This window comes from Pseudarthrobacter sp. TRD_SC_9 (assembly GCF_055361265.1).
The window spans coordinates 2925030-2944859 of sequence record NZ_CM143956.1; the positions used below are offsets into that span (position 1 = coordinate 2925030).

16 protein-coding genes and 2 tRNA genes are annotated in these 19830 nt (G+C 62.8%); 5 read left to right on the forward strand and 13 right to left on the reverse strand.

Annotated features, from left to right (window positions below; all coding sequences use genetic code 11):
- Positions 1–227: 227 nt before the first annotated feature.
- From ACWA13_RS13625 to ACWA13_RS13660, 8 genes are all read right to left on the reverse strand, one after another.
- Positions 228–1829 (reverse strand): hypothetical protein, encoded by a 1602-nt coding sequence (locus ACWA13_RS13625; protein WP_463934717.1) that lies wholly within the window; start codon positions 1827–1829, stop codon positions 228–230.
- Between the two features lie 199 nt (positions 1830–2028).
- Positions 2029–2490 carry a hypothetical protein gene (locus ACWA13_RS13630; protein ID WP_463934718.1) on the reverse strand — a complete coding sequence of 154 codons (462 nt, stop codon included), beginning with the start codon at positions 2488–2490 and terminating at the stop codon, positions 2029–2031.
- A 588-nt stretch (positions 2491–3078) separates the two neighbouring features.
- Positions 3079–3152, reverse strand: a tRNA-Met gene (locus tag ACWA13_RS13635).
- A gap of 62 nt (positions 3153–3214) precedes the next feature.
- Positions 3215–3286: transfer RNA gene (locus tag ACWA13_RS13640), tRNA-Thr, on the reverse strand.
- A gap of 87 nt (positions 3287–3373) precedes the next feature.
- Positions 3374–4990: an ABC transporter permease gene (locus ACWA13_RS13645; protein WP_463934719.1), complete on the reverse strand. Its 1617-nt coding sequence runs from the start codon at positions 4988–4990 to the stop codon at positions 3374–3376.
- Entirely contained in the window at positions 4990–5901 is a 912-nt protein-coding gene (locus ACWA13_RS13650; protein WP_463934720.1) for an ABC transporter ATP-binding protein, read from the reverse strand. Before ACWA13_RS13650 ends, ACWA13_RS13645 begins: the two co-directional genes overlap by 1 nt.
- 193 nt (positions 5902–6094) lie before the next feature.
- Complete coding sequence (locus ACWA13_RS13655; protein ID WP_463934721.1) at positions 6095–8314, reverse strand: DEAD/DEAH box helicase; 2220 nt, start codon at positions 8312–8314, stop codon at positions 6095–6097.
- 396 nt (positions 8315–8710) lie between these two features.
- On the reverse strand, positions 8711–9364 hold the full coding sequence (locus ACWA13_RS13660) for an MOSC domain-containing protein (protein ID WP_463934722.1): 654 nt from the start codon (positions 9362–9364) through the stop codon (positions 8711–8713).
- A 193-nt stretch (positions 9365–9557) separates the two neighbouring features.
- Here ACWA13_RS13660 and ACWA13_RS13665 point away from each other — a divergent pair, with 193 nt between their 5' ends.
- Genes ACWA13_RS13665 through ACWA13_RS13675 form a run of 3 tightly spaced genes read left to right on the forward strand, consistent with a single transcriptional unit; the run spans position 9558 to position 12933 of the window.
- Positions 9558–10178 (forward strand): Tat pathway signal protein, encoded by a 621-nt coding sequence (locus ACWA13_RS13665; protein ID WP_463934723.1) that lies wholly within the window; start codon positions 9558–9560, stop codon positions 10176–10178.
- A gap of 2 nt (positions 10179–10180) precedes the next feature.
- Positions 10181–11392, forward strand: coding sequence for a glutathionylspermidine synthase family protein (locus tag ACWA13_RS13670; protein WP_463934724.1), 1212 nt, complete (start codon positions 10181–10183; stop codon positions 11390–11392).
- Entirely contained in the window at positions 11389–12933 is a 1545-nt protein-coding gene (locus ACWA13_RS13675; protein ID WP_463934725.1) for an APC family permease, read from the forward strand. The genes ACWA13_RS13670 and ACWA13_RS13675 overlap by 4 nt, the downstream gene beginning before the upstream one ends.
- A gap of 61 nt (positions 12934–12994) precedes the next feature.
- Here the strand turns inward: ACWA13_RS13675 and ACWA13_RS13680 are convergent, their stop codons facing one another.
- The 3 genes from ACWA13_RS13680 to ACWA13_RS13690 form a co-directional block, all read right to left on the reverse strand.
- Positions 12995–14158 carry a cystathionine gamma-synthase gene (locus tag ACWA13_RS13680; protein WP_463934726.1) on the reverse strand — a complete coding sequence of 388 codons (1164 nt, stop codon included), beginning with the start codon at positions 14156–14158 and terminating at the stop codon, positions 12995–12997.
- Between the two features lie 72 nt (positions 14159–14230).
- Positions 14231–15616, reverse strand: a complete 1386-nt coding sequence (locus ACWA13_RS13685; protein ID WP_463934727.1) for a cystathionine beta-synthase — start codon at positions 15614–15616, stop codon at positions 14231–14233.
- A 38-nt stretch (positions 15617–15654) separates the two neighbouring features.
- A complete protein-coding gene (locus ACWA13_RS13690) occupies positions 15655–16062 on the reverse strand; it encodes a VOC family protein (RefSeq protein ID WP_463934728.1) in 408 nt (135 codons plus the stop codon).
- Positions 16063–16194: 132 nt separating this feature from the next.
- Here ACWA13_RS13690 and ACWA13_RS13695 point away from each other — a divergent pair, with 132 nt between their 5' ends.
- Positions 16195–17190 (forward strand): DNA-3-methyladenine glycosylase family protein, encoded by a 996-nt coding sequence (locus ACWA13_RS13695; RefSeq protein WP_463934729.1) that lies wholly within the window; start codon positions 16195–16197, stop codon positions 17188–17190.
- Positions 17191–17200: 10 nt separating this feature from the next.
- Here ACWA13_RS13695 and ACWA13_RS13700 read toward each other — a convergent pair whose 3' ends face one another.
- On the reverse strand, positions 17201–18889 hold the full coding sequence (locus ACWA13_RS13700) for an AMP-binding protein (RefSeq protein WP_463934730.1): 1689 nt from the start codon (positions 18887–18889) through the stop codon (positions 17201–17203).
- Between the two features lie 111 nt (positions 18890–19000).
- Here ACWA13_RS13700 and ACWA13_RS13705 point away from each other — a divergent pair, with 111 nt between their 5' ends.
- On the forward strand, positions 19001–19279 hold the full coding sequence (locus tag ACWA13_RS13705; RefSeq protein WP_463934731.1) for a putative quinol monooxygenase: 279 nt from the start codon (positions 19001–19003) through the stop codon (positions 19277–19279).
- Positions 19280–19374: 95 nt separating this feature from the next.
- Here ACWA13_RS13705 and trxA read toward each other — a convergent pair whose 3' ends face one another.
- Positions 19375–19767 carry a thioredoxin gene (gene trxA, locus ACWA13_RS13710; protein WP_463934732.1) on the reverse strand — a complete coding sequence of 131 codons (393 nt, stop codon included), beginning with the start codon at positions 19765–19767 and terminating at the stop codon, positions 19375–19377.
- Positions 19768–19830 lie beyond the last annotated feature (63 nt).

The window sequence follows — 19830 nt, forward strand, 5'->3', positions numbered from 1 at the left end:
CCGGAAACTCGGTTCCGAGCGTCAGGCCTTAGGGGAACGTGCCGAAACAGGGAATGTCACGAAGCTGGACGCGCCTGCGTCGGTGGGCGATCGTGACAGCGCCGCAGTCGTGGCAACCGCCGAGGGGCCAGCCCGTGCAAACGCACACAATCAGGCCCGTTCACCGTAACCCCACGGAGCCGGAAGGGGGTACGTGGCGGTAGTACGGTGCGGTTGTAGCAGCCTTGTCACAAGGTCCTGGCTGCTATCCAAGCAGCTATGACTCCCAAAATGAGCCTGTTCTTCGTTTTCCAGGGTGCACGAACTAATAGGTAGGCCATGGCAGCGCCCGTACTTACTAGCGCGGGACGTGAAACCGCTCCCAGCAGCCGACTGACACGACCGAACCACCGCACACTTTGCACGGTTTTAAGGGCATCGCTGCCTTCTGCTTCGAGTTCCCCGTATTTTAGAAAGTCGGAGATGGCGCGAATACGCGCACGGCTTATCCGTTCGGATTCTTCTCGGTGTTGTTTTACCGCTCTGGAGTTCCGTCGTCTAAGACCCCGAAGTCGTGGGATCTCTGGAGAAAACGCGGCTCCGTGATCGCCAGGGAAAGGCTGGTCGTGCTCAAATAAGGCCGCCATGGACTGGTCGAATCCATCATATCCACCGGTTCCAATGTCCTGCATGCCCAGCCCGTTGAGAGCGGAACATAGCCAACCAACAGGTCGGTCCTTGCTGGCTCGGTCACAATGAATCACGTTTACGGGGTTTGTTTCCTTGGCAAGGCCTACCTGACCACGCTCAACGACAGTGGACCATGGAAAGTTTCGTGGGAGGACTGATGCTGCCAGGTAAATTCTCCTGAAGCGGATTGAGTGAACTTGCAGCAGCGCGCGGCCTAGCATATAGGTGCCGTTACTGTGCCCGGCAAAGTACATGTTGTCCGAATCATGGGTCACGAAGTAGTTGCCGTACCAGTGCAGGAAATGACGCATGTTCCTCTTTCGAGTCCAGGGGACTGCGAATTCTATGGCGCTGAAATAGCCATACGAAGGTGTGTAGACGATGGGCGCGGCGGTGGAAGAAGGACTGTTGGAGAGGGCGTCCGCCAGCTTTCTCACCCAATTGCCATAGCGTGACGATCGGATACCATGCAACAAGAAGTAGACGGGCTCCTTCTTGAGAGCCTGAGCGGCGAATTCCGCATCATCAAGCGTTCCGAGGATTGCGTGCCGTAAAAGCTCGTATCGAAGATTGGGGTCACCAGTGGCGCACAATGAGAGATCAACGAGGTCGCCGTGTCCCGCCCCTGGAACAGCTATCTGCGCCGTACCGGGAAGAAACTTAACGTCCAAGACGTCTTCGGAGCTGATCAGGCCATCCCGATCCCCCAGCACCTGCACCACGAGTGGGAGTTTAGCGCTATCCTCTGGGTGGGTATGGTCCTTGTTTGGGTCGGTATGGGTTTCTTCGGCCCAAAGGGAGAACCATCGCAGCCGCAACTCTGTGATGAAGTCCGATCCGGTCTCAATGTCTTCAGCTGTCAAGTAGGGTCCTACCGACGCTAAGGCCATCACGCCCTTCAGGTGCCACGGGAGGTTGTTGCGTTGGAATCCCGCATTGGGAGTCGCCAAGAGCGTAATGCGCGTAACTCTCGTTGTCCAACTGTTGGCGCGTTTTCTTGTTTCAAGCGCCTTTTCCAGCTCCAGCAAAAAAGCCTGTCGTAAAAGTAACCCCCCGACGCTGTGACCGATCAAGATGATTTCCTTCGGTCCTTCAGGCCCGAAAGGCTCCCCGGCCCACGTTCGAATCTGTACCGCAAGTTGCCCAGCAACAGCGTTCATTCGCAGATGACTCCATGGCTTGATCCGATGATCGAAGGTACGAAAGGCCCAACCTTCTAACTTCGGTTCGGACCTAAGCCTGTTCAGAAAACGCTTATACCTTCGGCCTCGACGGTCCAAAGTCATGCTGGGAACATAAACGAGAAGGCCGGGAGTTGAGCCCACTGGAGACTGCGGACCACGCTTAGCGGAAGATCGGTCAGTCATCTTGAAACTCCAGGTCATCGCTGCCCACCCATGCTGTTTCTGAGCCCTTGACAACCAGAAACTGCATAGCTTCCGTTTTGCCGTTCGGAGTAACTTCAACAGCCAGTACTGACCATCCTGCGCTATCTCTGCCAATTGTCCGGGTGGCTAACAGGCCGGCTGGAAGTTTGACGATGGCTGGTAGCGACGACCTTGCGGCCAGACCACGTGCTATTGAATCAGCGGCAGCGACTACAGCCCAGATGGCTCCCGTAGCCAAGATGAAATTCAGTTTCTGGTCAGGTTGTAGCCCTTCCCAAGGGGCTGCCTTTAGCCAATCCATCAGAAGGAATGTGCCTATGAGGCCGACGGCGATAATTCCCGTACCCCGCGTCGTCACCAGGGTTCCAGATTTGATAGTTTCGTTTGCTTTGTCGCCGAACAACGATTTTTTGAATGACTCCAGTGCTCCCATGATTAGGTCTCCGCTCCTCAGGGAATGGCGGAATAGTAGCACTGGAAAGATGGGCAGCAATAGTGCTCAAGGAATACAGCAGGCGTCGCTCTGTTCTGCCGGCCCCGCCGTTCGGCTTGGCCCTTGCAAGCAGAACGGAGGGAACAGGTAGCCTCCAATCCGGGCATCATTCTGGCCCACGGCAATCCTGCGGTGAAGCCCGCGACGGGAACGTTGACTAACTTCAGGGAGCCTCGAAGCGGGGTCGGAGATAACGACTACCGGTGGTCTCGATCAGGCCACTATCGACGAGCGCGGCAGTGGAGGATGCGAGGACCGGACCGGCATAGACAAGACCTGCGTCGACGCCAGTGACTTCGGTGAACTTGGCATCTTCTCCAAAAAACTTTACCAACTGCACTTGGAGGCACAATGAGGAGCTGAATACCCGTCGGCCATTTCCCAGACCTGCCCTCGCAGCCATTTTTGCCACATGCCAGACAAAAGCCGGAATTTTCTAAGGAAGAAGGAGAACGCCCTCTCTACTCAATCTCGGTCTAAAACCAAGAAGACCCCCGGAATCCTTGCGGGCTCCGGGGGTCTTATCTGTAGCGGTGGGGAGGCTCGATCTCCCGACCTCACGATTATGAGTCGTGCGCTCTAACCAACTGAGCTACACCGCCACGAATGAGAAAAACCCGCACCAAGCCGGCCAAAAACCGCCTTGACACAGGCTCTCATTCAGAGCCCCCCACCGGAATCGATCCGGTGACCTCGTTCTTACCAAGAACGCGCTCTACCACTGAGCTAGGGGGGCAACGAGTAAATACTCTACCCGATGATTCTGCACCCAACAAATCGGCGTCACGGCGAGTCAACCGGTGGACTACGAGGCGGGAACTGGTCATCCCGCAAGGTCACGCCGACGGAGGAGCGCCACAGCACATCCTGCCCCTGCAATCGCTATGACGACCATCCAAAGGGCCGCTCCGGCGTCGAAAGTTTCAGCAGGAACGGCGGAGGAATGGTTGAACGGACTGATGTTCCGAAGCCATACCGGCAGGCCCAAAAGCTCACCGAACTGCGCGAGGATCAGGCCCAAGGAAAGCAACCCCCAGCTCAGCCATATGACAACCCTGGGCAGCACCGCAAAAACCAGCGCGGTTGCCGAAACGAACACCAGCGCCGCAGGAACGTGTGCCAGAGCCGCGGCCACCGGCTGGCCAGAACCAGCGTCCGGGCCTGCGACGGAACGGAAGGCAGTGGCAGCTGTTCCGGCAGCAGCAGACACTGCTGTAACCGAGAAAAGTGCCACGGCCAGGTTCGCAACAAACCAGCGTGCGCGGGACCTGGGCACAGCCAGGAGAAGCTCGGACCTGCCTTCCGTTTCTTCTGCCCGAAGCCGCAGTACCGCCTGGATACCGGAGGCGGCCCCAAGGACTCCCGCTATGCCCAGCATGGCCGCCATCAGCAAATCGACGATTTGCACCGAGCCGCCGGGTACGAGGTTGCCTATCAGCTCCGCAAGCGACTCATTGCCTGCCACGGCTTGGGAAACCAGTGGGCCAAGAGCGCCGGCGAACCCTCCCAGGACGGCTGCGCCCAGGCACCAGCCCAGCAGGCTTGCTCGCTGGAGCCGCCAGGCCAGTCCCAGCAGCTTGGACCCGTAGGCGGTGCCACGGTACCGCCCCCTGCGCTCCGCCAGAAGGCTGGCGCCCAGGTCCCTTCGGCCCGCAGCGATCACCACAGCAATTGCCAGGACGGCTGCGACAGCTGCCACCCCCAGCAGCGGCACGGGATCCGCGGCGGAAAAGGGCCGGGACCGCTGGCCCCAGCCTATCGGCGAGAATGCCGAAACCCACCCGCTGGTAACCCGGGACAGGTCAGCATTCGGGGTGCCGAGAGCGTCACCGATTCCGCGCAGCAGATAAGCTCCGCCGACCAAGCCGGCTGCCAGTCCGTTGGCTCCCCGTGCAGATGGCATGGCTTGGGCCGTTGCCGCTGCTACTGCAACGAAGAAGAGGCCCACAACGGCCACCGCGGCCCCGGCGGTCAGCGAGCCGGACCAAGGAAGTCCTGCAGCCGCGAATCCTGCTGTCGCAAACACCAGCAGCGCCACGTTCGCTGCCGTGCCCACAAGGATAGCTGCCACCAGGGATGCCGCCCGGGGAAGCGGGCTGGAGGCAACAAGCTCTGTCCTGCCGAGTTCCTCATCGGCCCGGGTGTGCCGGACCACCAGGAATGTGCTCATCAATCCTGCCAGAACGGCCGTGAACGCATAGCCCTGGAAGAAGGTAACCGCCCCCACTCCCGGCCCGTCGGGCAGCCCGCGCAGGAAGAGAAAGGCGGGGTTGGCCGCGGCAACGGCCATGAGGACAGTTCTGTCGCTTTCAGCACCGAATTCACGCCCAATCGCCGTGGCCGTCACAAATCCCAAGAGAGCAATGCCCAGGATCCAGACCGGCAGCAGGAACCGATCCCGCCACGCCTGCAGCAATGCAAGACGAATGACTGCACGCATCAGCGGGCCTGTCCGTCCGGGTCGCTGTAGTGGCGAAGAAAAAGCGATTCGAGGGACGGCGGCGAGACCGTAAGGCCGGAGGCTCCCGACGCCGCAACGGCTGCCAGGACAGGCGCCAGATTAGAGCCGTAGACATCAAATTCAATCGTCCCGTTACTGACGTGGGCGTGCATCACCTCAGGCAGCGCAGCCAGGGCGGCGGGGTCCGCCGCGCCCTCGACCCGGAAGCGGGTCAGCAACAGCACCCGCAGCTCAGACAGGGAACCGGACTCGATAGCCTGGCCGGAGCGGATGATAGTGACGCGGTCGCAGAGCTGCTCTACCTCACTGAGAATATGGCTGGACAGCAGGATGGTGGCGCCGTCATCGCTGACCCGCCGTACCTGCCTGCGGAAGACTGAATCCATGACAGGGTCCAGGCCGGAGCTGGGCTCATCAAGGAGGTAGAGCCTTGCGGGGCGGGCGAATGCCGCAATCAAGGCCACCTTCTGCCGGTTGCCTTTTGAATACGTCCGCGCTTTGCGCCGCGGATCAAACTCAAATTCGTCGATCAGATCCCTGCGTAGGCGTTCGTCTGCGCCACCACGGAGTCCAGTCAACAGATCAATGATTTCGCCGCCGGAAAGGTTGGGCCAGAGGCTCACGTCGCCTGGGACATAGGCGATGTCCCGGTGCGCCTTGACCGGCTCCCGCCAGGGGTCCAGGCCGAACACGGTGGCAGTTCCGGATGTGGGACGGACGAGCCCTAGGAGCACCCTCAGCGTGGTGGATTTCCCGGCCCCGTTCGGCCCCAGGAAGCCGTGCACCTCCCCCGCCGCGACACTCAGGTCCAGGCCATCCAACGCCCGGGTCCGGCCGAAGTCCTTCACCAGCCCGGTCGTTTCGATGACTGGAGGTGTAACTGCCTTCATGATGCTTCCGTCCCTCGAACCGTGACGGTCCACAGCCTACAAGCGGCCGTAGCCCGGAGGAAGGGCCCGGGCGTGCTCCATGGTTTTCCAACGGTCTCTGACCGAAGCCTCCGGTACGCAGAAGGGCCCTGTCCGGAATAATCCGTACAGGGCCCTTCTAAAGGGAGCGCGTAGTCGTCAGGCTAGCTGACGGTTACCACTTGCCCTTGCGGTTGAAGTCGCGGTGGCCGCCTTCACTGCCGCCGCGGGGCTTGCGGGCGCCGTCGCCGTGACCGGCCGAGCGGGAGTCACCGGCTGCACCACGGCCGGCGTTGTCGCCGCCGACGCTGCGCTCGGAACGATCGCTGTAGGAGCGCCCGCCACGGTCAGCAGAGGAACGCTCGCCGTCGGTCTTGCGGAAATCCTTCTTGAATCCGCCGCCGCCCTTGAAGTTGCCACCGCGGTCGCCGCCACCGGAGTAACCACCACGGTCTCCGCCGCGGTTGCCCTGGTAACTGCTACGCTCGCCGCCGCCGGAAGGCTTACGGCCGTTGTCCAGCTCGAGGTGGATCAGCTCACCGCCGATCCGGGTACGGGACAGGGCGCGCAGCTGATCCGGGCTCAGGTTCGCCGGCAGTTCCACCAGGGAGTGGTCCGAGCGGATGTCGATGCCGCCGATCTGAGCAGAGGAGATGCCGCCCTCGTTGGCAATGGCGCCAACGATGGAACCCGGCATAACGCGCTGACGACGTCCGACGGCGATCCGGTAGGTGGCGTTGCCTTCGGTGAGCGTGCGGGTGGGGCCACGGGAACCGAAGCCATCCTTGGAGCGGTCGCGCTTCTGGAACTCGGGAGCCGCAGGCAGCTCCTTGACCAGGAGCGGCTGGCCGCCCTGCGCCATCACGGCGAGGGCTGCAGCGATCTCCGAAGCCGGAACGTTGTGCTCTTCCTCGTAGGAAGCAATGAGGTCACGGAACGCGGAGACGTCCTCGGAAGCGAGGGTCTCCGTGATCTTCTCCGCGAACTTGCCCAGACGCAGCGTGTTCACCGTCTCCGCAGTAGGCAGGTGCATCTGCTCGACCGGCTGGCGGGTTGCCTTCTCGATCGAACGCAGCAGGTACTTCTCACGCGGTGTCATGAACAAAATGGCGTCACCCGAACGGCCTGCACGGCCGGTGCGGCCAATGCGGTGGACGTAGGACTCGGTGTCGTGGGGGATGTCGTAGTTGATGACGTGGCTGATGCGCTCCACGTCAAGGCCACGGGCGGCGACGTCGGTGGCCACGAGGATATCGATGCGGCCTTCCTTCAGCGCCTCGACGGTGCGCTCGCGCTGCTGCTGCGGGATGTCACCATTGATCGCGGCAGCCTGGAAACCGCGGGACTTCAGCTTGTCAGCCAGGTCCTCGGTGGCCATCTTGGTGCGCACGAAGGCAATGACGCCGTCGAACTCTTCAACTTCGAGGATGCGGGTCAAGGCATCGAGCTTGTGCGGGCCCATGACCTGCAGGTACCGCTGGCGGGTGTTGGCGCCGGTGGTGGTCTTGGACTTAACGGAAATCTCGGCAGGGTTGTTCAGGTACTGCTTGGACATCCGGCGGATCTGGCTCGGCATGGTGGCGGAGAACAGCGCGACCTGACGGTCAGACGGGGTCTGCTGGAAGATCTGTTCCACATCTTCGGCGAAGCCCATGCGGAGCATTTCGTCAGCCTCATCCAGCACCAGGTACTGGAGTTCTGACAGGTCCAGGGAACCCTTGGAAATGTGGTCGATCACGCGGCCGGGGGTGCCCACAACAACCTGGGCGCCGCGGCGAAGTCCGGCCAGCTGAGGGCCGTATGCGGACCCGCCGTAGACCGGAAGAACGGTGAAGTCGTCGATGTGCTTGGCGTATGAGGTGAAAGCCTCTGCAACCTGGAGCGCCAGTTCACGGGTAGGAGCCAGGACCAGTGCCTGCGTCTTGCGGGACGGACCGTTGAGGTCGTGGAGCTCGGCCAGGCGGGACAGTGCCGGTACTGCGAATGCTGCAGTCTTACCGGTGCCGGTCTGGGCGAGGCCCACGACGTCGCGGCCTTCGAGCAGCAGCGGGATGGTTGCTGCCTGGATGGGTGACGGCTTTTCGTAGCCGACGTCCTGCAGGGCGGCCAGGACACGGGGATCGATACCCAGGTCCACGAAGCGGATAACGTCCTCTTCGGGCGCTTCTTCAGCCCTGGGGGCTTCCTTGGCGACCGGGGCTTCTTCAGAGGCGGGAGCCTCTTCAGCCTTGGGCGCTTCCTCGACGGAGGCTACTTCGGCGGCGGGAGCCTCTTCAGCCTCGGGGGCTTCTTCAGCGGCGGGAGCAGCTGCTTCGGCTGCGGTGTCGTTCTGGGGAGTCTCGGCGTCGTTCACGGTGTTTTCGGTCTCGACGGAGTCGTTCTGATTTTCGGGCATAGGGAAATTTCCTCATCCATAGGGGGCCAGGCGGCACTACCCGAGGTGAGCGGAGCCGCAGTACATGTGCCGTTTGGATTGCCGGGCAATCCTTGACCGGCCGGTCACATAGAAGTCCGGCGCTTTCGCAATCCCGTGGCAGGACTTCCCGCTGCATCTCTTGGCTGCTATCCCAGCAGTCTGTACAGCGTTTTCTTTAGCCGGCTCTCCCTATGAAAATGCCCGCATCGCAATAGCGGGCCCCAACACTTGCCAGTCCTGCCTCAAAAATTGGGCAGGAATAAGGGATTTCCGGAGTGGGGGATATTTCCAGTGTAATGCACACACCCCAAGCAAGGAAAATCGGCGGCGGTGAGCTTGCCCACACGTCCCACTTGGCCACGGATCTGGCGGCAGCTACCGACCAAGCCGGCGTTCCATGGCCGCAAACGTGTCGTGGAACTCTGGCTGGAGCCGGATTTCGCCGTCCGCCTCGGCATCACGGAGTGCCTCGATGATTTCCAGGTCCGCCTCACTGAACCACTGGCCAATGGTGATGCCATGTTTCGGTACGAAGGTCCGGTGGATATGGTCTCCCGCCTGGATGGTCCCTGTGCGCACCACTCTCAGGTAGGCGCCAACCCGGCCTTCCTCCGTGAATCGCTTCACCCACTGGGGTTCGCCCAACCGGCGCTGGAAAGTGGCGCACGGTGTGCGCGGCGACGTGACTTCAAGTTCGACGGCGGTCCCTATCTTCCAGCGCTCGCCGATCACGGCGCCGGTTGCCTCAATTCCGGAGACACGGAGGTTTTCACCAAAGATCCCGGGCTGGAGGTCGCGGTTGAGCTCCGCAGCCCAGTAGTCTGCGTCGGCCTGGGAGTACGCGTAAATCGCCTGGTCCTCACCACCGTGGTGGATCCGATTTGCCTGGACGTCGCCGTGCAGGCCCAGCTTGTGTACCTTTACCGGGCCCTCGACGGGCCGCTTGTCAATGGCGGTGACGCCCACGCTGCCCGTATCGGGAAGGAGCTGGCTTACGCGGCAGACGGCCAGTACTGATGCGGTTTTCATTGCTCCAGTGTAGGTTCCCGGCCCCGGCTCCGGCACTCCTGGCGTGGAGGCTGCAAAAGAAGCTTTCCGCCATGGGCAGTTCTGCACCCGTTCCGGCTCGCTGGCGCTGCAGCCACCGGCTACGCTGGGCTGAGGATTGCACACCGTGGTACGGATTTATGCCCAAATTCGTGGACTACCGAGGGGGGACGCCATGGCTCCGAGCAATGATCCGGAGAAAGATCCGGCGCCGGGAAGCAGCGACGGCAACGACGGCGGCAACGACGGCGGCAACGCCGGAAGCAGCGGCGGCAACGCCGGCACCGGCAGCCCGAAGCCGCCACCGTGGCAGGTGCCCCGACCCGAGCTCCACCCGGAACTTTTAAACCAGCCGCTCCCCGGTGCGAGCCCCTATCTACCGCGATCCGAGGGGGACCTCCGCGAAAGAGCGCACGTCAGGAAACGTTCCCAAAGGCGGACCGTGGTGGTTGCCTTGGGTGTCACTGCACTACTGGCGGGGACCCTCGCCGCCGTGGTGTCCAGCAACCAGGAGCCGGAGTACGCCCAGGTCTGCTTCAATGATGAAACCGGCGAGCGCGTGGAGGACACCCAGTGCAACAGCTCTGCCGGACGCAGCGGCGCCCTCTACGCCTGGTACTTCTACTCGCGCGGCTCCAGTGTCCCCGCCGTCGGCCAGAACCGCTCCAGCGCTCCTGACTTCACAAGGACCGTGCCGTCCGGCGCCAAGGCGTCCACCGGGTACAGCACCAAGGGCGGAACAGTCAGCAGGGGTGGCTTCGGCAGCAGCTCCAAGGGCGGAAGCACGGGGGGCTAGGCGTGAAACGGTTATTGTCGGCGCCCAGGCCTGACTGGAAAGAGAAAATCCAAGAGCAGGGCCTGGTCTTCTCAACCACCACCATGCCCGGCGGCGAGAAGATCGAGTACTGGCATGAGGCCGCATATTACGAATTCACCATGGATGAAGTGGAAGCCCTCGAGGAAACTGCCGAGGAAATGCACAGGATGTGCCTCGAAGCAGCAAAATTCCTGGCTACCGGTGCTATGGGAGACATCGGCATTGGCCCACAGGCGCTTGAGCTCGCCGCCGAATCGTTGCAGGCCGGCGACATGGATATCTACGGGCGCTTCGACTTCATCTATGACGGGCAGGGCGGTCCTGCCAAGATGCTCGAATACAACGCCGACACCCCCACCGGCCTCATCGAAGCTGCCGTGGCCCAATGGTTCTGGCTGCAGGACGTCTTTCCGGAGAAGGACCAGTGGAACGGTATCCACGAGGCCCTGATCCGGCAGTGGAAGAAGATGCAGTACCGCACCGGCATGAGCACGCTCCACGTGGCGCACTCCGAGCTTGAGGAATCAGGCGAGGACTGGATGACGGCCGCTTACATGCGCGACGTTGCAAGCCAGGCGGGCTGGACCACCATCGGCATCAACATGTCCGACATCGGCTGGGACCCCAACCTGAACCGCTTTGTGGACCTGGACAACTTCATGATCAGCACCATCTTCAAGCTTTACCCGTGGGAACTGATGATGAAGGAACCGTTCGGGCAGCGCCTGCTGGAACGCGCCCACAATCCCCGTTGGGTGGAGCCGGCCTGGAAGATGCTGCTGTCCAACAAGGCGCTCCTGGCCGCACTCTGGCACCTCTACCCCAACCACCCCAACCTGCTGCCGGCCTACCTGAACGAGCCCGGTCCGCTCAAGGAGTGGGTGGCCAAGCCGCTCCACGGCCGCGAAGGGGACAACATCAAGATCCACGCGGCCGGAATCAATCTCGAACAGCCGGGCGATTACGGCCGTGAGGGCTGGTGCTATCAGCAGTTCCATCCGCTGCCCGATTTCGATGGCAACCGTCCCGTACTGGGCCTTTGGGTAGTGGACGGTGAGTCCGTGGGCTGCGGTATCCGCGAATCGGACGGTCCCATCACTGACTACTTCTGCAGGTTCGTGCCCAACACCATTGACGCCCCGGCTCCCCTTCCCCCGGACGCCGCATCCAGCAAGGAAGGTATCGCACTATGAGCACAGAGACCACGACGGCGGGAGGTAGCCCGGGACCGTCGGGAACCGGTGTTCCGTCCAAGGGATTGCACGCCGGCATCCTGGATCTCGGAGACTCGGTGATGCTGGGGCTGGCCTCTACTGCGCCGGTGTATTCGCTGGCCGCCACGTTGGGGTTCATCGTTGCGGTTAACGGCAGCTACACTCCCCTGATCCTGTTGCTCGGCTTTATTCCAGTCCTGTTCATTGCCTACGCGTTCCGTGAGCTGAACAGCGCCATTCCGGACTGCGGCACCACGTTCACATGGTCCCGCCGGGCCTTCGGTCCGTGGGCCGGCTGGCTGGGCGGCTGGGGAGTGGCGCTGGCCGGGATCGTGGTGCTGGCCAACCTGGCACAGGTTGCCGGGCAATACCTGTGGCTTTTGATCGGCGATGGCTCCCTGGCGGAGAACAAGCTGGTCGTGACAGCAACCGGTGTTCTTTTCATCGCCTTCATGACCATGATCAACTACCGGGGCATCAGGCTGGGCGAACAGGTGCAGAGGGTATTGACCTACGTGCAGTACATCGCTCTGGGCATCTTCGCGGTGGCCATAATTATTGGGATTGCAGGCAGCGCGGCAGGGAGCGCCGTGGGTGGAGCTGCGAGCTACGAGCCCTTCAGCTTCGAGTGGTTCAACCCTGTTGGCGCCTTTGCCGATCCTGGCGCCGTGGTCCACGGCATGCTGCTGGCACTCTTCATCTACTGGGGCTGGGACACGTGCCTGGCGGTCAATGAGGAGACGGAGAATCCCGCCACCACCCCAGGCCGGGGCGCCGTCATCTCGGCCTTTGTCCTGGTGGCCATCTACGTCTTAGTTGCCGTCCTGGTGATGATGTACGCGTCCGTGGGCACCGAGGGCCTAGGACTGGGCAACGAGGCCAACCAGGACGACGTGTTCCTGGCCATGAAGGACGTGGTCCTGGGGCCCTGGGGCTGGCTGATCATCGTCGCCGTGCTGGCGTCCGTCCTGTCCTCCACCCAGACCACCATCCTCCCCACTGCCCGCGGCACCCTGTCCATGGGCGTCCACGGCGCACTGCCACCCAGGTTTGGCCAGGTCCATCCCCGCAACATGACCCCCGGCTTCTCCACGCGGGTGATGGGCGTCGCCGCCGTGGCCTACTACGTGGTGATGAGCCTCGTCAGCGAGAACCTGCTCTCCGACTCGATCAGTGCCATCAGTCTCTTCATCGCCTTCTACTACGCGTTGACGGGCTTCGCGTGTTTCTGGTTCTTCCGGGACACGCTCCGCCAGTCGGCCCGGAATCTGTGGTTCCGCGGCATCCTGCCACTGGCGGGTGCGCTGCTCCTGACTGCAGCGTTCTTCATCTCTGCCGTGCAGATGTGGGACCCGGCCTACGGCGACACCCAGATCCTCGGCGTCGGCGGCGCGTTCATGAGCGGCGTGGTGCTGCTGGCACTCGGCGTGGTGCTCGCCGTCGTCTGCCGTTTCCTGCCCTCAACCCGGGGCTACTTCACCAACGCGAACAGGAAGGGCAGCCCCTCCCCAACTACGTAGCAGTTGTTGCCCTTTACAGGCCTGTTAAGGGCAACAACTGCTACCCAGTTGGGCTGGCGGGCTACTGGATGAAGGTGAAGGCGTGCTCCAGGTCCGAGATCAGGTCCTCCACGTCCTCGATGCCGCAGGAGAGCCGGAGGAGGTTCACGGGAACCGCCAGTTCGGTGCCTTTAACAGACGCGTGGGTCATTTCGGAGGGGTAGTTCATCAGTGATTCGATGCCGCCCAGGGATTCGGCCAGTGTGAACACGGACGTTGACTCGGCCACCTTGCGGGCGGCTGCCTCGCCGCCCTTGAACTGCACGGACACCATGCCGCCAAAGCTCTTCATCTGCTTCTTCGCGAGCTCATAGCCCGGGTGCGACGGCAGTCCCGGGTACAGCACGGCCTCCACCTCGGGCCGTTCCAGCAGCCACTGCGCTACAGCCTGCCCGTTCTCGCTGTGCCGGTCCATCCGCACGCCGAGAGTCTTCAACCCGCGCGTGGTGAGGAAAGCATCCATCGGACCGGAAACAGCGCCCACGGCAAACTGCACAAAGCCGATCTTCTCTGCCAGCTCGGCGTCCTTGACCACAACGGCGCCGCCCACCACGTCCGAGTGCCCGCCGATGTACTTGGTAGTGGAGTGAACCACGACGTCGGCACCCAGGGCGAGCGGAGTCTGCAGGTAGGGAGAGGCAAAGGTGTTATCCACCACCAGGATGGCCCCGGCGTCGTGCGCCACCTCGGCGAGCGCCGCGATATCGGTAATCTTCATCAGCGGGTTGGAGGGCGTCTCCACCCACACGAAACGGGTCTTGTTCGCGGCCACGGCGTCCCGGACGGCCTCCAGGTTTGCCATGTCCACGGGGGTATTGCCGATCCCCCACTCGCCCAGGACGCGGCTGATCAGCCGGTAGGTGCCGCCGTAGGCATCGTTGCCCAGCACAATGTGGTCGCCGGGTCGGGTCAGGGCACGGATCAGGGAGTCCTCCGCGGCGAGGCCCGAGCTGAACGAGAAAGCGTGCGTGCCACGTTCCAGTGCTGCCAGCTGTTCCTGCAGGGCATCGCGGGTGGGGTTGCCGCCGCGACCGTATTCGTAACCGTCCCGGAGTCCGCCGATACCGTCCTGCGCGTACGTGGAGCTGAAGTGCAGCGGCGGAACCACTGCACCGGTGCGGGGTTCGAAGGCCTGGCCGGCGTGTACGGCGCGGGTGTTGAAACCGTGGTTTTCAGAGACGGACATGATGCTCCTTTTGGGTCAGTTGCTGGTGATCGAGCCTGTCGAGGTCCTGGTTTCGACAAGCTCAACCACCGGTCAGTTGCTGAGGTAGGCCAGCAGGTCGTGGCGGGTCAGGATGCCCACCGGGGCGCCCACGAAGGTGACCATCACGGTATCCACGTCGGACAGCAGTTCCCTGGCCGCGGAGATGGTCTCCAGCGAACCGATGATAGGAAGCAGGGGCCCCATGTGTTCGGAGATCTTGTCCGTGAGTTTGGCCTCGCCGCGGAACAGCTTGGAGGTCAGGGTCCGCTCGTACACGGCGCCAAGGACCTCGCCCATCACCACGGGCGGCTCCTGCGACAGTACGGGGATGTGGCTTACACCGAACTCGTTCATGATGTTGATGACGTCGCGGACGGACTCATTGGGGTGGATGTGGACCAGGTCCGGGAGTTCCCCGGTCTTGGACTTGATGACCTCGCCCACCGAAGCTTCCTCACCACCGGAGAGGAACCCGTAGGAACGCATCCACTGGTCGTTGAAGATCTTGGCCAGGTAGCCGCGGCCGGAGTCGGGCAAAATGACCACGACGACGGCGCTTTCGGGCAGATCGCGGGCCACGTTCAGCGCGGCCACAACAGCCATGCCCGAGGATCCGCCCACCAGCAGTCCTTCTTCGCGGGCCAGGCGGCGGGTCATCTCGAAGGAATCGGCATCGGATACCGCAATGACCTGGTCCGGAACCGTCTTGTCGTAATTGTCCGGCCACATGTCCTCGCCAACACCTTCAACGAAGTACGGGCGGCCGGTGCCGCCCGAGTAGACCGAACCTTCCGGATCTGCCCCGATGATCCTGACCCGTCCGCCGTCGGACTCTGAACGGTCTGCGGAGACCTCTTTGAGGAACCGTCCGGTGCCCGTGATGGTGCCGCCGGTACCGGCGCCGATCACGCAGTGCGTGACCGTACCGTCCGTGTCCCGCCAGATCTCCGGACCCGTGCTCTCATAGTGGCTGCCCGGGGCGGCCGGGTTTGAGAACTGGTCAGGCTTGTAGGCACCTGGGATCTCGGTGACCAGCCGGTCGGACACGCCGTAGTAGCTTTGCGGGCTGTCCGGCGCCACGGACGTGGGCGTCACTACAACTTCCGCGCCGTAGGCCTGCAGGACAGCGCGTTTGTCCTCGCCTACCTTGTCCGGCACCACGAAGATGCACTTGTAGCCCTTTTGCTGGGCCACCAGTGCCAGGCCGACGCCGGTGTTCCCCGAGGTGGGCTCCACAATGGTGCCGCCGGGCTGGAGCTTGCCGTCCCGTTCAGCGTCTTCGACCATCTTGGCCGCGATGCGGTCCTTGATGGATCCGCCGGGGTTGAGGTACTCAAGCTTGACCAGGACCGTGGCTTTGATGCCGTCAGTGACGTGGTTGAGCTTGACCAAAGGGGTATTGCCGATGAGGTCCACAACGGACTGGGCGTACTTCATAGCTACAAAGTTACCGCCTCCCCGGACCCCTGGCTGGTCTACTGTGCCTGCTGCCCGCCCTCGTCCGCCGGAAGGTTCTCCCACAGCCCCATGATGTTGCCTTCGCTGTCCTTGAAGTAGGCATAAAAACCCATGCCGGGAATCTCTTGCCTGGGCTGCACCACCGCTCCCCCGTTCTGCTCCACCGTCTGCAGCGCGGCGTCGATGTCCTCCACGTCCACGGTGATCACCGGGGTGCTCAAATCGCTGGTCCGCGCCATCATTCCCCCGTTGATGCCGCCGGGGCTGCTGGGCATCCCTGTTGTCTCGTCAGAAGGCACCGTGTAGACCGAGCTGTAATCCATGCCTGGGATCGGCTCGATCCGCCAGCCCAGGGCGTCCTGGTAAAACTTCCGCGCCCGTTCCTGATCGTCCGCCGGGATTTCGAAATGCACTACTCCACCCATTGCATTCTCCTGTCACCTTGAATTTGGAAGACGCGCGGCTCCGCGCCACAAGTGGCAGTGTAGCCCTCCGCGCGCTATAGGATAAGGGCTGATTTTTCAGTGCTTGTCAGTCCGCCGTGGGACCATATTCCTATGACCATTGCAGACGCCCCTGCCCGGCTTGCCGCCGCAGCGGACGCGTCCCTCCGGTGGCATCCGGACGGCCCGTACAGTCTGGTCCAGACTCTGGGCCCACTGTTCCGTGGTGCCGGCGACCCCTCGTTTGCGGTGCAGGGGAACGTGGTGTGGAGCGCCTTTACGACGCCGGCAGGTCCGGTCACGCTGCGCCTCACCGGGGTGGGTGGCGGCTCGGACACTGAAGCTTTCGTTGATGCGCAGGCCTGGGGTCCGGGCGCCGAGTGCGCAGTTGCCACGGTCCCCCGGCTGCTGGGGGCTGAGGATGACTGGCGCGGCTTTGACGAGCCCGCCTTCCACGCCACCCTCCCGCACTTGGTCCGGGAAGCACGACGCCGGAGCAAAGCCATCCGACTACCCTCCACCGGGCGGATAACTGATTGCCTGGTACCCACCATTCTTGAGCAGAAAGTCACCGTTATTGAGGCGCGGCGCGGCTACCGCTACCTGATGTACCGGTTCGGCTCGCCGGCGCCGTCCGCCGGAATGGGGGCGGGCACTGCGCCCACCGGCCTGTTGGTCCAGCCCACGCCGGAGCAGTGGCTGCGCGTTCCGTCCTGGGAATGGCATAAGGCAGGAGTGGGTCCCCAGCGGTCGGCAACCGTCATGAGGACGCTGCGTGCCGCCGTCGCGCTTGAACGCCTGGCCGGGTTGCCCGCCGCGGAAGCTGCCGCCAAAATGCAGACTCTTTCCGGGATCGGAGTCTGGACGGCGGCCGAAGTGGTGCAGCGCACCCACGGTTGCCCGGACTCGATCGCGGTGGGTGATTACCACCTGGCAGCATATGTGGGTGCTGCACTGACCGGACGCCGGACTGATGACGCCGGCATGCTCAAGCTCCTGGAACCGTGGGCGGGCCAGCGGCAGCGGGTGGTCCGGATGATTCAGAGCAGCGGCTTTCGCAAGCCCACGTTTGGGCCCCGGATGACCATCCAGGATCACCGCCGGCACTAAACGTGGACGCCTAACCCACGCCCTGCAGGCCCAGCCGGGCGATTGCTTCCTCGCGCAGCTGGACCTTCCGGATCTTCCCGGAGACCGTCATCGGGAAGATGTCGCGGATTTCCACGTAGCGCGGGATCTTGTAGTGTGCCAGGCGGCCGCGGCAGAACTCCGCCAGCCTGCCGGCTTCCAACGGCTCCGCGCCCGGTTTGAGGATCACGCAGGCCATAAGTTCCTCGCCGTACCTGGCGTCCGGGACGCCGATCACCTGGACGTCCTGGATGTCCGGGTGGGTATAAAGAAACTCTTCGATCTCACGCGGATAGATGTTTTCGCCGCCGCGGATCACCATGTCCTTAATCCGGCCTTCAATCACCACGTAGCCGTCCTCATCCATTTGCGCGAGGTCCCCGGTGTGCATCCAGCCATCAGCGTCGATGGCTTCCGCCGTTTTCCCCGCCTGGTCCCAGTACCCCTGCATCACGGCGTAGCCCCGCGTGCACAGCTCGCCGATCTGGCCGCGCTCCAGCAGCTCGCCGGTGCCCGGGTCCACGATCATGGACTCCAGGTGCGGCATGGTCCGTCCCACGGATTGGGTGCGTTGCGCCATGGTGTCGTCGGCACGGGTCATGGTGGATACCGGGGCGGTCTCGGTCATCCCGTAACAGATGGCCACGTCTTTCATGTTCATCTCCGAAATCACCCGGTTCATCACCTCAATGGGACACAGGGAGCCTGCCATCACTCCGGTGTGCAGCGTGGATAGATCGTAGGAGGCGAAGTCCGGTAGCGCGAGCTCGGCGATGAACATGGTGGGCACACCGTACAGCGAGGTCCCGACGAAGTCCTGGACGGCTTCCAAGGCTGCCGCCGGCGAGAATCCGCGGCCGGGAATGATAGTGGCTGCGCCGTGGCTCAGGGCGGCAAGGTTGCCGATCACCATGCCAAAGCAGTGGTAGAACGGCACCGGCAGAACCACTCGGTCGTGCTCGGTGTAACCCAGCAGCTCGCCGATGGAAAAGCCGTTATTCAGGATGTTGTGGTGCGTGAGCGTGGCGCCTTTAGGGAAGCCGGTGGTCCCGGAGGTGTACTGCAGGTTGATGGGATCGTGCGGGTTCAGTTCGGCCATGCGGTCCTTCAAGGCGGAATGCCCGACGGCGTCAGCCCGCTTGAGCAGCTCGGCGTACGTCAGTTCCGCCTCGCTGAAAGGAATTCCGGCGTCGAGTCCCTCTCCTCCGGCGTCCGGCAGGAAGACCAATTGCTGAAGGTCAGGGCATTTTGCCAGGGCATCCCTGGCCATGCCGACGTAGTCACTGCTCCGGTCCGACGGCGCCGCGACCAGCAGGCGCATGCCGTTCTGCTTGACCACAAACTCCAGCTCATGGCTGCGGTAGGCGGGGTTCACGTTGACCAGAACTGCACCGGCCTTCGCAGTGGCGTACTGAAGCAATGTCCACTCCGCGCAGTTAGGGCTCCAGATGCCCACCCTCTCACCCTTGCCGATGCCCAAGGCGAGGAGTCCGCGCGCCAGGCGGTCGACGTCGTCGTTCATTTTGGTGTAACTCCAGCGGCGGGCATCACCGCCCGGCACCGGAGCGGCCTCCACCAGCGCGTCGTGGAAGGGGAACCGGGCCGCAACCCGTTCAAAGTTGTGGCCGATGGTCTCTTCGAGCAGTGGAACGTCAGTGTTCCCGGCTGTATAAGCGCGCATGGTGGCACGCTATCAACAGGAATGCCTCAAATGAAGCTAAATGAACCGGCGAGGGGCTGTGCCGCATCGATTTGCCGGGCACTGCCATGCAGCGGCGGTATTGTGAAATTCATGAGTGCACCCATTGACCTGCAGGCAACGTTCATCCCCAACGAAGGCGAGTTTTTCCGTGTGAAGCTGGCCCTGGAAATCGCCATCGACGAAGTGGTGAATGAGCCTGGCTGCATCCGTTATGAACTGACGGAGGCCACCGAGGAAAAGCTGGTGCTGACCGAACAGTGGGCGTCCGAAGAGGATCTGGACAAGCATTCCAAGGGCACGGCCGTGCAGGATCTCAACGAATCGCTGAGCGCGCTGCTGGCGGAGCCGGTGAAGCTCGAGCGGCTCTAACCCAAAGTCCCTTAACAAACGCGGGGTCACATCACGTCCAATAACCTCAGTTGTTGGACGCGACGTGACCCCGCGCTGTGGTTAAGCCTTGTGGGTTAGGCCTGGTCTGAACCTGCCTGGCCGGCTTCGGCCTGCGCCTTGGCAACGTGGGCGTGGACTTCGTCCATGTCCAGTGCCTTCACGGCGTCCACTACCTGCTCCAGCTGCTGGGCGTTAAGCGCGCCGGGCTGCGAGAACACCAGCACCTTTTCGCGGAACGCCATCAGCGTGGGGATGGAGGTGATGCCTGCCTCTGCGGCGAGCTGCTGCTCCGCCTCGGTGTCCACCTTGGAGAAGAGGACGTCAGGGTGCTTCTCCGAAACGGCGGCGTAAGTAGGCCCGAATTGCTTGCAGGGACCGCACCATTCTGCCCAGAAGTCGACAAGAACGATGTCGTTGTTCTGGATGGTTGATGCGAACTGTTCACCTGTGATGTCTACGGTAGCCATGATTTAACCGTACGCGAGGCCGCCGCTGATGTCGCGGCCAAACCCCGGATGTTCGCTTCCCGC

Excerpts from the sequence above, each read along its gene's own strand:
- ACWA13_RS13625 (WP_463934717.1), bottom strand. The coding sequence starts at position 1,829 with ATGAACGCTGTTGCTGGGCAACTTGCGGTACAGATTCGAACGTGGGCC.
- ACWA13_RS13630 (WP_463934718.1), bottom strand. The coding sequence starts at position 2,490 with ATGGGAGCACTGGAGTCATTCAAAAAATCGTTGTTCGGCGACAAAGCA.
- ACWA13_RS13645 (WP_463934719.1), bottom strand. The coding sequence starts at position 4,990 with ATGCGTGCAGTCATTCGTCTTGCATTGCTGCAGGCGTGGCGGGATCGG.
- ACWA13_RS13650 (WP_463934720.1), bottom strand. The coding sequence starts at position 5,901 with ATGAAGGCAGTTACACCTCCAGTCATCGAAACGACCGGGCTGGTGAAG.
- ACWA13_RS13655 (WP_463934721.1), bottom strand. The coding sequence starts at position 8,314 with ATGCCCGAAAATCAGAACGACTCCGTCGAGACCGAAAACACCGTGAAC.
- ACWA13_RS13660 (WP_463934722.1), bottom strand. The coding sequence starts at position 9,364 with ATGAAAACCGCATCAGTACTGGCCGTCTGCCGCGTAAGCCAGCTCCTT.
- ACWA13_RS13665 (WP_463934723.1), top strand. The coding sequence starts at position 9,558 with ATGGCTCCGAGCAATGATCCGGAGAAAGATCCGGCGCCGGGAAGCAGC.
- ACWA13_RS13675 (WP_463934725.1), top strand. The coding sequence starts at position 11,389 with ATGAGCACAGAGACCACGACGGCGGGAGGTAGCCCGGGACCGTCGGGA.
- ACWA13_RS13680 (WP_463934726.1), bottom strand. The coding sequence starts at position 14,158 with ATGTCCGTCTCTGAAAACCACGGTTTCAACACCCGCGCCGTACACGCC.
- ACWA13_RS13685 (WP_463934727.1), bottom strand. The coding sequence starts at position 15,616 with ATGAAGTACGCCCAGTCCGTTGTGGACCTCATCGGCAATACCCCTTTG.
- ACWA13_RS13690 (WP_463934728.1), bottom strand. The coding sequence starts at position 16,062 with ATGGGTGGAGTAGTGCATTTCGAAATCCCGGCGGACGATCAGGAACGG.
- ACWA13_RS13695 (WP_463934729.1), top strand. The coding sequence starts at position 16,195 with ATGACCATTGCAGACGCCCCTGCCCGGCTTGCCGCCGCAGCGGACGCG.
- ACWA13_RS13700 (WP_463934730.1), bottom strand. The coding sequence starts at position 18,889 with ATGCGCGCTTATACAGCCGGGAACACTGACGTTCCACTGCTCGAAGAG.
- ACWA13_RS13705 (WP_463934731.1), top strand. The coding sequence starts at position 19,001 with ATGAGTGCACCCATTGACCTGCAGGCAACGTTCATCCCCAACGAAGGC.
- trxA (WP_463934732.1), bottom strand. The coding sequence starts at position 19,767 with ATGGCTACCGTAGACATCACAGGTGAACAGTTCGCATCAACCATCCAG.